Annotated in this window: 8 protein-coding genes; all 8 read left to right on the top strand. The window is 60.4% G+C overall.

All coding sequences use genetic code 11. The features are described from left to right. The 8 genes from sdhA (at position 1) to brnQ (ending at position 12,348) form a co-directional block, all read left to right on the top strand. On the top strand, positions 1-1,773 hold the full coding sequence (gene sdhA, locus J4E63_RS15885) for a succinate dehydrogenase flavoprotein subunit (protein WP_053123969.1): 1,773 nt from the start codon (positions 1-3) through the stop codon (positions 1,771-1,773). Between the two features lie 11 nt (positions 1,774-1,784). Next, a complete protein-coding gene (locus J4E63_RS15890) occupies positions 1,785-2,489 on the top strand; it encodes a succinate dehydrogenase iron-sulfur subunit (RefSeq protein ID WP_053123967.1) in 705 nt (234 codons plus the stop codon). A gap of 262 nt (positions 2,490-2,751) precedes the next feature. Then, complete coding sequence (locus J4E63_RS15895; RefSeq protein WP_192261618.1) at positions 2,752-5,583, top strand: 2-oxoglutarate dehydrogenase E1 component; 2,832 nt, start codon at positions 2,752-2,754, stop codon at positions 5,581-5,583. A 43-nt stretch (positions 5,584-5,626) separates the two neighbouring features. After that, positions 5,627-6,847, top strand: coding sequence for a 2-oxoglutarate dehydrogenase complex dihydrolipoyllysine-residue succinyltransferase (gene odhB, locus J4E63_RS15900; protein ID WP_060741159.1), 1,221 nt, complete (start codon positions 5,627-5,629; stop codon positions 6,845-6,847). A gap of 111 nt (positions 6,848-6,958) precedes the next feature. Further along, the gene (lpdA, locus tag J4E63_RS15905) at positions 6,959-8,395 is read left to right on the top strand and encodes a dihydrolipoyl dehydrogenase (RefSeq protein ID WP_060741160.1); all 1,437 of its coding nucleotides are present in this window, start codon (positions 6,959-6,961) and stop codon (positions 8,393-8,395) included. A 196-nt stretch (positions 8,396-8,591) separates the two neighbouring features. Further along, complete coding sequence (gene sucC, locus J4E63_RS15910) at positions 8,592-9,758, top strand: ADP-forming succinate--CoA ligase subunit beta (RefSeq protein WP_003179235.1); 1,167 nt, start codon at positions 8,592-8,594, stop codon at positions 9,756-9,758. Next, positions 9,758-10,642 (top strand): succinate--CoA ligase subunit alpha, encoded by an 885-nt coding sequence (gene sucD, locus J4E63_RS15915; protein ID WP_014339581.1) that lies wholly within the window; start codon positions 9,758-9,760, stop codon positions 10,640-10,642. Before sucC ends, sucD begins: the two co-directional genes overlap by 1 nt. Positions 10,643-11,034: 392 nt before the next feature. Continuing rightward, on the top strand, positions 11,035-12,348 hold the full coding sequence (gene brnQ / locus J4E63_RS15920) for a branched-chain amino acid transport system II carrier protein (protein ID WP_092201802.1): 1,314 nt from the start codon (positions 11,035-11,037) through the stop codon (positions 12,346-12,348). Positions 12,349-12,384 lie beyond the last annotated feature (36 nt).

The raw sequence follows: 12,384 nt of genomic DNA on the forward strand, positions 1-12,384 counted from the left end.
ATGGCTAACATTCCAACGATTTCTTTCGACGCCATCATCATTGGTGGTGGCGGTGCCGGCATGCGCGCAGCGCTGCAACTGGCACAGGGCGGTCACAAGACTGCCGTGATCACCAAGGTTTTCCCGACCCGTTCGCACACCGTTTCCGCCCAGGGTGGCATCACCTGCGCCATCGCTTCGGCCGACCCGAACGATGACTGGCGCTGGCACATGTACGATACCGTCAAGGGTTCCGACTACATCGGTGACCAGGACGCTATCGAATACATGTGTCAGGAAGGCCCGGCCGCGGTGTTCGAGTTGGACCACATGGGCATGCCCTTCTCGCGTACCGAGCAAGGCCGTATCTATCAGCGTCCGTTCGGTGGCCAGTCCAAGGACTACGGCAAGGGCGGCCAGGCTGCGCGTACTTGCGCGGCGTCCGACCGTACCGGTCACGCACTGCTGCACACCCTGTACCAGGGCAACCTGAAAGCCGGTACCACGTTCCTGAACGAGTACTACGCCGTCGACCTGGTGAAGAACCAGGACGGCGCCTTCGTCGGTGTGATCGCGATCTGCATCGAAACCGGCGAAACCACCTACATCCGCGCCAAGGCCACCGTACTGGCGACCGGCGGTGCAGGCCGTATCTACGCATCCACCACCAATGCCCTGATCAACACCGGTGACGGCGTCGGCATGGCCCTGCGTGCTGGCGTGCCGGTACAAGACATCGAAATGTGGCAGTTCCACCCGACCGGCATCGCCGGCGCCGGCGTACTGGTGACCGAAGGTTGCCGTGGTGAAGGTGGTTACCTGATCAACAAGCACGGCGAGCGTTTCATGGAACGTTATGCGCCGAACGCCAAGGACCTTGCCGGTCGTGACGTTGTGGCTCGTTCGATGGTTAAAGAGATCATCGCCGGCAACGGCTGTGGCCCGAATGGCGACCACGTGATGCTCAAGCTCGATCACCTGGGCGAGGAAGTGCTGCACAGCCGCCTGCCAGGCATCTGCGAGCTGTCCAAGACCTTCGCCCACGTCGACCCGGTCGTCGCGCCGGTTCCAGTGGTTCCAACCTGCCACTATATGATGGGCGGCGTTGCCACCAACATTCACGGCCAGGCGATCACCCAGAACGGCGAAGGCGTGGACGAAATCATCCCTGGCCTGTTCGCAGTGGGTGAAGTGGCGTGCGTATCGGTCCACGGTGCCAACCGCCTGGGCGGCAACTCGCTGCTCGACCTGGTGGTCTTCGGTCGCGCTGCCGGCCTGCACCTGGAGAAAGCGCTGTCCGACGGTATCGAATATGACGATGCCACCGACGCCAACATCGAAGCTGCCCTGGCGCGTCTGTCCGCTCTGAACGAGCGTACCGAAGGCGAAGACGTGGCAACCCTGCGTCGCGAGCTGCAGAACTGCATGCAGAACTACTTCGGTGTGTTCCGTACCGGCGAATACATGCAGAAGGGTATCGCCCAGCTGGCGCAATTGCGTGAACGAATCGCCAACGTGAAGATCAACGATAAGTCGCAGGCGTTCAACACTGCCCGTATCGAAGCGCTGGAATTGCAGAACCTGCTGGAAGTGGCCGAAGCCACCGCCATCGCCGCAGAAGTGCGTAAAGAGTCCCGTGGTGCCCACGCCCGCGAAGACTTCGAAGACCGTGACGACGAAAACTGGCTGTGCCACACCTTGTACTTCCCGGGTGAAAAACGCGTCGCCAAGCGTGCCGTGAACTTCTCGCCGAAGACTGTTCCGACTTTCGAACCAAAAGTCCGGACTTATTAAGGGTGACCGCTATGTTGCAAGTCAGTGTTTATCGCTACAACCCTGATCAGGACGCTGCGCCGTTCATGCAGGACTTCCAGGTCGATACCGGTGGTAAAGACCTGATGGTGCTGGACGTGCTGGCCCTGATCAAAGAGCAGGACGAGGGTTTTTCCTATCGTCGCTCTTGCCGCGAGGGCGTTTGCGGCTCCGACGGCATGAACATCAATGGCAAGAACGGCCTGGCCTGCATCACGCCGCTGTCGGCCGTGGTCAAGGGCAACAAGCTGGTGGTTCGTCCATTGCCAGGTTTGCCGGTTATCCGTGACCTGGTCGTCGATATGAGCATCTTCTACAAGCAATACGAGAAGGTGAAGCCATTCCTGCAGAACGACACGCCGGCTCCGGCCATCGAGCGTCTGCAGTCTCCGGAAGAGCGTGAAAAGCTCGACGGTCTGTACGAGTGCATCCTGTGCGCTTGCTGCTCGACCTCGTGCCCATCCTTCTGGTGGAACCCGGACAAGTTCCTGGGCCCGGCCGCCCTGCTGCAAGCGTACCGCTTCCTGGCAGACAGCCGTGACACCAAGACGTCCGAGCGTCTGGCTTCGCTGGATGACCCGTTCAGCGTATTCCGCTGCCGCGGGATCATGAACTGCGTCAACGTCTGCCCGAAAGGCCTGAACCCGACTAAGGCCATCGGTCACATTCGTAACATGCTGCTGCAAAGCGGCGTGTGATTCAGCTGCTGTACCCGTAGGACCGTTGTACCCGTAAAGGCCAGGGCGCGGGCTTCAACCCGCGTCTTGGCTATAACCAGAACAGCCGCTCACAAAGCGGTGGTTCTTATTTTGAAGAAATGAGACAAGCAGGGGCATCCGGGCTGGTACCCGGACTATCAGCGTGATCCTAAGTGGCTTGTTTTAGTCGCTGCACTCGGACTTCTGCAAGTTTGCTCGGTGTTTTCGCCGGTGGTGTTCCCCTAATCGAGGGTGACCAAGCATGCAAGAAAGCGTGATGCAGCGCATGTGGAACAGTGCCCACCTCTCCGGTGGTAACGCTGCCTATGTGGAAGAGCTCTACGAGCTCTACCTGCACGACCCTAACGCTGTGCCAGAAGAATGGCGCACCTACTTTCAGAAGCTACCGGCCGACGGTAATTCTGCCACTGATGTTTCGCACTCGACGATTCGCGATCATTTCGTGTTGCTGGCAAAGAACCAGCGCCGCGCCCAACCGGTGTCTGCCGGCAGCGTGAGCTCCGAGCACGAGAAGAAGCAAGTTGAAGTATTGCGACTGATCCAGGCCTACCGGATGCGTGGCCACCAGGCAGCCCAGCTTGACCCGCTGGGGCTGTGGCAGCGTCCTGCACCTGCAGACCTGTCGATCACTCACTACGGCTTGACCAATGCCGACCTTGATACGACCTTCCGTGCCGGCGACCTGTTCATCGGCAAAGAGGAAGCGAGCCTACGCGAAATTCACGAAGCGTTGCAGCAGACATATTGCCGCACCATCGGCGCTGAATTTACGCACATCACCGATTCCGAGCAGCGCCAGTGGTTCCAGCAGCGTCTGGAAAGCGTTCGTGGCCGTCCGACGTACTCCGCCGACATCAAGAGCCACTTGCTCGAGCGCGTCACCGCCGGTGAAGGCCTGGAGAAATACCTGGGCACCAAGTACCCGGGTACCAAGCGTTTCGGCCTGGAAGGCGGCGAAAGCCTGATTCCGATGCTCGATGAGCTGATCCAGCGTTCCGGTTCCTATGGCACCAAGGAAGTCGTCATCGGCATGGCCCACCGTGGCCGCCTGAACGTACTGGTCAACACCTTCGGCAAGAACCCGCGCGAGCTGTTCGACGAGTTCGAAGGCAAGAAGAAGGTCGAGCTGGGTTCCGGTGACGTGAAATACCACCAGGGCTTCTCGTCCAACGTGATGACCTCCGGCGGCGAAGTCCACCTGGCCATGGCGTTCAACCCGTCTCACCTGGAAATCGTTTCCCCGGTGGTCGAGGGTTCGGTCCGCGCCCGCCAGGATCGTCGCAACGATCCGACCGGCGAGAAGGTGCTGCCGATTTCCATCCACGGTGACGCGGCATTCGCCGGTCAGGGCGTGGTCATGGAAACCTTCCAGATGTCGCAGACCCGCGGTTTCAAGACCGGCGGCACCGTGCACATCGTGATCAACAACCAGGTTGGCTTCACCATCAGCAACCCGGAAGACTCGCGTTCCACCGAGTACGCGACCGACGTCGCGAAAATGATCCAGGCGCCGATCCTCCATGTGAATGGCGATGATCCGGAAGCCGTGCTGTTCGTGACCCAGTTGGCCATCGACTACCGCATGCAGTACAAGCGCGACGTGGTGATCGACCTGGTCTGCTACCGTCGTCGCGGCCACAACGAGGCCGACGAGCCAAGCGGCACCCAGCCCCTGATGTACCAGCAGATCGCCAAGCAGCGCACCACCCGTGAGCTGTATGCCGAGCGCCTGACCCTGGGCGGTGTTCTGGATGCCGCCCGCGTCCAGGAAAAAGTCGATGAATATCGCAATGCCCTGGACAACGGCCTGCACGTGGTAAAAAGCCTGGTCAAGGAACCGAACAAAGAGCTGTTCGTGGACTGGCGTCCGTATCTGGGCCATGCCTGGACCGCGCGTCACGACACGCGTTTCGACCTCAAGACCTTGCAGGAACTGTCCGCCAAGCTGCTGGAAATCCCGGAAGGCTTCGTGGTCCAGCGCCAGGTCGCGAAGATCTACGAAGACCGGCAGAAGATGCAAGCCGGCGGCCTGCCGATCAACTGGGGTTACGCCGAAACCATGGCGTACGCGACCCTGGCGTTCGAAGGCCACCCGATTCGCATCACCGGCCAGGACGTAGGCCGCGGCACTTTCTCGCACCGCCACGCGGCGCTGCACAACCAGAAAGACGCCAGCACCTACATCCCGCTGCAACACCTGTACAAGGGCCAGCCACGTTTCGACCTGTACGATTCGCTGCTGTCCGAAGAAGCCGTCCTGGCGTTCGAATATGGCTACTCCACCACCGAGCCCAACGCGCTGGTGATCTGGGAAGCCCAGTTCGGCGACTTCGCCAACGGTGCCCAGGTGGTTGTCGACCAGTTCATCACCAGCGGCGAGCACAAGTGGGGCCGTCTCTGCGGTCTGACCATGCTGTTGCCACACGGTTATGAAGGGCAGGGGCCGGAGCACTCCTCGGCACGTCTGGAGCGTTACCTGCAACTGTGTGCCGAGCACAACGTCCAGGTTTGCGTACCGACGACACCGGCACAGATCTACCACCTGCTGCGTCGTCAGGTCATCCGTCCGCTGCGCAAGCCGCTGATCGTGCTGACACCGAAGTCGCTGCTGCGTCACAAACTGGCGATCTCCACGCTCGAAGACCTGGCCGAAGGCTCGTTCCAGACCGTTATTTCGGAAATCGACACGCTGGACGCGGCGAAGGTGACTCGCCTGGTCCTGTGCAGCGGCAAGGTCTACTACGACCTGCTGGAAAAACGTCGTGCCGAAGGCCGCGAAGACATCGCCATCGTGCGTATCGAGCAGCTCTACCCGTTCCCGGAAGAAGACCTGATGGAGGCCATCGCGCCTTACACCAACCTCACCCACGTGGTGTGGTGTCAGGAAGAACCGATGAACCAGGGCGCCTGGTACAGCAGCCAGCATCACCTGCGTCGCAGCATCGGCAACCATAACAAGGCCCTGGGCCTGGAATACGCCGGCCGTGATGCTTCCGCTGCACCTGCGTGTGGTTATGCGTCGATGCACGCCGAGCAGCAGGAAAAACTGCTGCAAGATGCTTTCACTGTTTAAGCCTTCGTGCTGACTGAAACCGAATTTTAAGGACCCACAGATAATGGCTATCGAAATCAAAGCCCCGTCATTCCCGGAATCGGTTGCCGATGGCACCGTTGCCACCTGGCACAAGAAACCGGGCGAAGCAGTCAAGCGTGACGACCTGATCGTCGACATCGAGACCGACAAAGTCGTTCTGGAAGTGTTGGCCGAAGCTGACGGCGTGCTCGGCGCAATCGTTGCCGAAGAGGGCGCTACCGTCCTGTCCAACCAGGTACTGGGCTCGATCGAAGAGGGCGGCGCCGCTGCCGCCGCTCCGGCCGCTGCTGCTCCTGCCGCAGCCCAGGCCGCAGCGCCTGCTGCCGATGGCGAAGACGATCCAGTCGCCGCGCCTGCCGCGCGCAAGATCGCCGAAGAGAACGGCATCAACATCGCCTCCGTTGCCGGCACCGGCAAGGGTGGTCGTGTGACCAAGGAAGACGTGGTGGCAGCCGTTGCCGCCAAGAAAGCCGCGCCAGCCGCCGCACCGGCCAAGCCAGCCGCACCTGCCGCCGCCGCTCCGGTGTTCGCTGCCGGTGATCGCGTTGAAAAACGCGTTCCGATGACCCGCCTGCGTGCCAAGGTTGCCGAGCGTCTGGTCGAAGCACAGTCGAACATGGCGATGCTGACCACCTTCAACGAAGTCGACATGACCGAAGTCATGGCCCTGCGTTCGAAGTACAAGGATCTGTTCGAGAAGTCCCACAATGGCGTACGCCTGGGCTTCATGTCGTTCTTCGTCAAGGCTGCCACCGAAGCGCTGAAACGCTTCCCGGCGGTCAACGCGTCGATCGACGGTTCCGACATCGTCTACCACGGTTATGCCGACATCGGCGTCGCGGTTTCCAGCGACCGTGGCTTGGTGGTTCCGGTCCTGCGCAACGCCGAACTGATGAGCCTGGCCGAAATCGAAGGCGGCATCGCCACCTTCGGCAAGAAGGCCCGTGACGGCAAGCTGTCCATCGAAGAGATGACCGGCGGTACGTTCACCATCACCAACGGTGGTACATTCGGTTCGATGATGTCGACCCCGATCGTCAACCCGCCACAGGCGGCTATCCTGGGCATGCACAACATCCTGCAGCGTCCGATGGCGATCAACGGTCAAGTCGTGATTCGTCCGATGATGTACCTGGCACTGTCCTACGATCACCGCCTGATCGACGGCAAAGAAGCCGTGACGTTCCTGGTCACCATCAAGAACCTGCTTGAAGATCCGGCTCGTCTGCTGCTGGATATCTGATTTTCGCCGCGAGGGCCGGTCTGTCGACCGGCCTCTTGCTGAAACAACCGGTTTCGTCCCTCGACGGTCATCACAAGTGATCGTCCGGTTTGATTCGAAAAGGAATGACTCATGACTCAGAAATTCGACGTGGTAGTGATTGGTGCGGGCCCTGGTGGCTACGTAGCGGCCATCAAGGCTGCGCAACTGGGCCTTACCACTGCCTGCATCGAGAAATACACCGATGGCGAGGGCAAGCAGGCCCTCGGCGGTACTTGCCTGAACGTCGGTTGCATTCCTTCCAAGGCGCTGCTGGACAGCTCCTGGAAATACAAGGAAGCGAAAGAAAGCTTCAACGTTCACGGTATCTCTACCGGTGAAGTGAAAATGGACGTCGCCGCGATGGTTGGCCGCAAGGCTGGCATCGTCAAGAACCTGACCAGCGGTGTTGCCACCCTGTTCAAGGCCAACGGCGTGACCTCGATCCAGGGCCACGGCAAGCTGCTGCTGGGCAAGAAAGTCGAAGTGACCAAGCCCGATGGCTCGGTTGAAGTGATCGAAGCCGAAAACGTCATCCTGGCGCCAGGCTCGCGTCCGATCGACATTCCGCCGGCTCCGGTCGACCAGAACGTGATCGTCGATTCCACCGGTGCCCTGGAATTCCAGTCCGTGCCTAAGCGCCTGGGCGTGATCGGCGCCGGCGTGATCGGTCTCGAGCTGGGTTCGGTCTGGTCGCGCCTGGGCGCGCAAGTGACCGTGCTCGAAGCCCTCGACACCTTCCTGATGGCCGCTGACGCTGCGGTTTCCAAGGAAGCGCTGAAAACCCTGACCAAACAGGGCCTGGACATCAAGCTGGGCGCTCGCGTGACCGGTTCGAAGGTCAACGGCGAAGAAGTCGTGGTCAACTACACCGACGCCAATGGCGAACAGACCATCACTTTCGACAAGCTGATCGTTGCGGTCGGCCGTCGTCCGGTGACCACCGATCTGCTGGCTGCCGATAGCGGCGTGGACCTCGACGAACGCGGTTTCATCAAAGTTGATGATTTCTGCGCCACCACCGTACCGGGCGTCTTCGCCATCGGTGACGTGGTCCGCGGCATGATGCTGGCGCACAAGGCGTCCGAGGAAGGCATCATGGTTGTCGAGCGCATCAAGGGCCACAAAGCCCAGATGAACTATGACCTGATCCCATCGGTTATCTACACCCACCCGGAAATCGCATGGGTTGGCAAGACCGAGCAGGCCTTGAAAGCCGAGGGCGTTGAAGTTAACGTCGGCACCTTCCCGTTCGCCGCCAGTGGCCGTGCCATGGCAGCCAACGATACCGGTGGTTTCGTGAAAGTCATCGCCGATGCCAAGACGGATCGCGTATTGGGCGTTCACGTGATTGGCCCAAGCGCTGCCGAGCTGGTACAGCAAGGCGCGATCGGTATGGAATTCGGCACCAGCGCTGAAGACCTGGGCATGATGGTCTTCTCCCATCCGACCCTGTCCGAAGCCTTGCACGAAGCGGCCCTGGCCGTAAATGGCGGCGCCATCCACGTGGCCAACCGCAAGAAGCGTTAATAGACAATAAGAAACCACGGCGGTATGGCCCGTCGTGAGCCTTGCGAGCAAGACTCACCGCGGAATATCCGCTGGACGCAGCCTTGCGTAGCGGCACCGGTTCACCGGAACGCTATGCAAGCAGCAGTCACAGGTGGTGCGGCACCAGAACGGTGCAGCACCGAATGCGCAGTACCTAACGAAGACGGTAATAAGCATGAATCTTCACGAGTATCAGGGTAAGCAGCTGTTCGCTGAGTACGGCCTGCCAGTATCCACCGGCTACGCGGTAGACACCCCGGAAGCGGCAGCAGAAGCTTGCGACAAAATCGGCGGCAGCGAATGGGTTGTCAAAGCCCAGGTTCACGCCGGTGGTCGCGGTAAAGCGGGCGGCGTCAAGCTGGTTCGCAGCAAAGAAGACGCCAAAGCCTTCGCACAGCAGTGGCTGGGCAAGCGTCTGGTGACTTACCAGACTGACGCCAACGGTCAGCCAGTCACCAAGATCCTGGTTGAATCGTGCACTGATATCGCTAAAGAGCTGTACCTGGGCGCGGTCGTTGACCGTTCGAGCCGCCGTATCGTGTTCATGGCTTCCACCGAAGGTGGCGTGGACATCGAGAAAATCGCTCACGATACCCCTGAGAAAATCCTCAAGGCCACCATCGATCCACTGGTTGGCGCTCAGCCATTCCAGGGTCGCGAGCTGGCATTCCAGCTGGGTCTGGAAGGCAAGCAGGTCACTCAATTCGCCAAGATCTTCGTAGGTCTGGCCAAGCTGTTCCAGGACCACGACCTGGCACTGCTGGAAGTGAACCCGCTGGTGATCAAGGCCGACGGCGACCTGCACTGCCTCGATGCCAAGATCAACATCGACGCCAACGCCATGTACCGTCAGCCTAAGCTGAAGACTTTCCACGATCCGTCGCAAGACGATCCGCGCGAAGCGCACGCTGCCAAGTTCGAACTGAACTACGTAGCCCTGGAAGGCAACATCGGCTGCATGGTCAACGGTGCCGGCCTGGCCATGGGTACCATGGACATCGTCAACCTGCATGGCGGCAAGCCAGCCAACTTCCTCGACGTGGGCGGCGGTGCTACCAAGGAACGCGTTACCGAAGCGTTCAAGATCATCCTGTCCGACACCAACGTCGCCGCAGTACTGGTCAACATCTTCGGCGGCATCGTTCGCTGCGACATGATTGCCGAAGGCATCATCGGCGCCGTGAAAGAAGTCGGCGTGAAAATCCCGGTTGTTGTTCGCCTCGAAGGCAACAACGCTGAGCTGGGCGCTAAAGTACTGGCAGAAAGCGGTTTGAACATCATCGCTGCTACCAGCCTGACCGACGCTGCTCAACAAGTCGTTAAAGCTGCGGAGGGCAAATAATGAGCGTCCTGATCAATAAAGACACCAAGGTTATCTGCCAGGGTATTACCGGTTCGCAAGGTAGTTTCCACACCCAGCAAGCCCTGGAATACGGCACCAAGATGGTTGGCGGCGTAACACCAGGCAAAGGCGGCACCGAGCACCTGGGCCTGCCCGTGTTCAACACCGTGAAAGACGCTGTAGCTGCCACTGGCGCCACCGCCAGCGTGATCTACGTTCCGGCTCCTTTCTGCAAGGACTCCATCCTTGAAGCAGCGTTCGGCGGCATCAAGCTGATCGTCTGCATCACCGAAGGCATCCCGACCATCGACATGCTGGAAGCCAAGGTCAAGTGCGACGAGCTGGGTATCACCCTGATCGGCCCTAACTGCCCAGGCGTGATCACCCCAGGCGAATGCAAGATCGGCATCATGCCAGGTCACATTCACTTGCCAGGCAAGGTCGGTATCGTTTCCCGTTCCGGCACCCTGACCTACGAAGCTGTGAAGCAGACCACTGACGCCGGTTTCGGTCAGTCGACTTGCGTCGGCATCGGCGGTGACCCGATCCCGGGCTCGAACTTCATCGACATCCTGAAGCTGTTCCAGGAAGACCCGAAGACCGAAGCGATCGTCATGATCGGCGAGATCGGCGGTTCGGCTGAAGAAGAAGCCGCTGCCTACATCAAGGCCAACGTGACCAAGCCGGTTGTGTCCTACATCGCGGGTGTGACTGCTCCTCCGGGCAAGCGCATGGGCCATGCTGGCGCAATCATCTCTGGCGGCAAAGGCACTGCAGACGAGAAATTCGCTGCACTGCAAGACGCAGGCGTGAAAACCGTGCGTTCGCTGGCAGACATCGGCAAGGCCCTGGCCGAGCTGACTGGCTGGGAAATGAAGAAGTAAGCTTCGGCTGACCTTTTCGTTCCAGCAACAAAGGCCACCTTCGGGTGGCCTTTGTCGTTTCTGGGTCTATGGGGAGGGCCTTATCGCGAGCAAGCTCGCTCCCACAGTCGAGCGCATTTCATTGTGGGAGCGAGCTTGCTCGCGATGACGGAATGACAATCGCCAACCATTTACATGCAAAAACGCGACACGGGGACGTCGTGCATCGGATAGTTTGCCCCTTTACAGTGCGTTTTATCGCCAAATTCGTTAGGCTAGCAGCCATTTTTGCGGCCGCTGCCCACAAGGAAGCACCGCGCTAAACGGGTCGGTCCCATACGGATCGGCAGCATTTCCCTCACCCATAAGGGAAATCCCTCTCTAAATTCCGATTCAGTAGTGTGGTTTCCTTAATGAAAGTGTTGAAAGGCCAGGACATCCTGGCGCTTGGTTTCATGACATTTGCCCTGTTCGTCGGGGCCGGCAACATCATCTTTCCGCCTATCGTCGGTTTGCAGTCCGGGCCTCATGTCTGGATGGCGGCGCTGGGCTTTTTGATCACGGCGGTCGGGCTGCCGGTCATCACGGTCGTGGCACTGGCCAAGGTGGGCGGGGCGATGGACGCCTTGAGCAGCCCCATCGGCAAGGTCGCCGGTGGGTTGCTGGCGGCGGTGTGCTACCTGGCCGTTGGCCCGTTGTTCGCCACGCCGCGTACCGCTACCGTTTCGTTCGAAGTCGGCCTGGCGCCATTGACGGGCGAAAGCCCGCTGGCACTGTTCCTGTATAGCGCCGCGTATTTCCTGCTGGTGTTCTTCATCTCGCTCTACCCGGGCCGCCTGCTGGACACCGTCGGACGTTTCCTCGCTCCCCTGAAAATCATCGCCCTGGCCGTGCTCGGCATCGCCGCGTTTGCCTTGCCGGCCGGCGATATCGGCGTGGCGACCCCCGAATATGTGGCGGCGCCGTTTTCCCAGGGCTTCATCAATGGCTACCTGACCATGGATACCCTGGGCGCATTGGTGTTCGGGATCGTCATCGTCAACGCAATCCGTTCCCGAGGCGTCGAGTCGCCGGCCTTGATCACCCGCTACGCGATCATCGCCGGGCTGATTGCCGGGGTGGGTCTGGCGCTGGTCTACGTCAGCCTGTTCCGTCTCGGTTCGGGCAGTCATGAAGTGGCCATGGGGGCGACCAACGGCGCGGCGGTGCTGCATGCCTATGTGCAACACACATTCGGCAGCCTGGGCAGCGGTTTCCTGGCGGTGCTGATCTCTCTGGCGTGCCTGGTGACCGCGGTCGGCCTGACCTGCGCCTGTGCCGAGTACTTCAGCCGCGTTTTGCCGCTGTCCTACAAGACCCTGGTGGTGATCCTGGCGGCCTTTTCGCTGCTGGTGTCCAACCTGGGCCTGACCAAGCTGATCGCATTCTCTATTCCGGTCCTCACCGCGATCTACCCGCCGTGCATCGCCCTGGTGGCCTTGAGCTTCTGCAAGGACTTCTGGCACGAGCAGGGGCGCATCGTTGGCCCGGTGATGCTGGTGTCGTTCCTGTTTGGCCTGATCGATGCACTCAAGGGCGCCGGGCTGGCGGACTGGATGCCGACGCAACTGGCCCACTTGCCGCTGAGCGAACAAGGCCTGGCCTGGCTGGTGCCTTCGGTGATGACCCTGGCGGTCGCGGTGGTGTGTGATCGCCTGCTGGGCAAGCGCAGCGAAGCCTTGGCTTAAACAGCTTCAGGCAGATTCATCGGCCACAACCGAAAT

Origin of the sequence: Pseudomonas sp. FW300-N2F2, assembly GCF_017351655.1 — a bacterium.
GTDB classification, from domain to species: Bacteria; Pseudomonadota; Gammaproteobacteria; order Pseudomonadales; family Pseudomonadaceae; genus Aquipseudomonas; species Aquipseudomonas fluorescens_AA.

Excerpts from the sequence above, each read along its gene's own strand:
- sucD (WP_014339581.1), top strand. The coding sequence starts at position 9,758 with ATGAGCGTCCTGATCAATAAAGACACCAAGGTTATCTGCCAGGGTATT.
- sdhA (WP_053123969.1), top strand. The coding sequence starts at position 1 with ATGGCTAACATTCCAACGATTTCTTTCGACGCCATCATCATTGGTGGT.
- brnQ (WP_092201802.1), top strand. The coding sequence starts at position 11,035 with ATGAAAGTGTTGAAAGGCCAGGACATCCTGGCGCTTGGTTTCATGACA.
- sucC (WP_003179235.1), top strand. The coding sequence starts at position 8,592 with ATGAATCTTCACGAGTATCAGGGTAAGCAGCTGTTCGCTGAGTACGGC.
- odhB (WP_060741159.1), top strand. The coding sequence starts at position 5,627 with ATGGCTATCGAAATCAAAGCCCCGTCATTCCCGGAATCGGTTGCCGAT.
- lpdA (WP_060741160.1), top strand. The coding sequence starts at position 6,959 with ATGACTCAGAAATTCGACGTGGTAGTGATTGGTGCGGGCCCTGGTGGC.
- J4E63_RS15895 (WP_192261618.1), top strand. The coding sequence starts at position 2,752 with ATGCAAGAAAGCGTGATGCAGCGCATGTGGAACAGTGCCCACCTCTCC.
- J4E63_RS15890 (WP_053123967.1), top strand. The coding sequence starts at position 1,785 with ATGTTGCAAGTCAGTGTTTATCGCTACAACCCTGATCAGGACGCTGCG.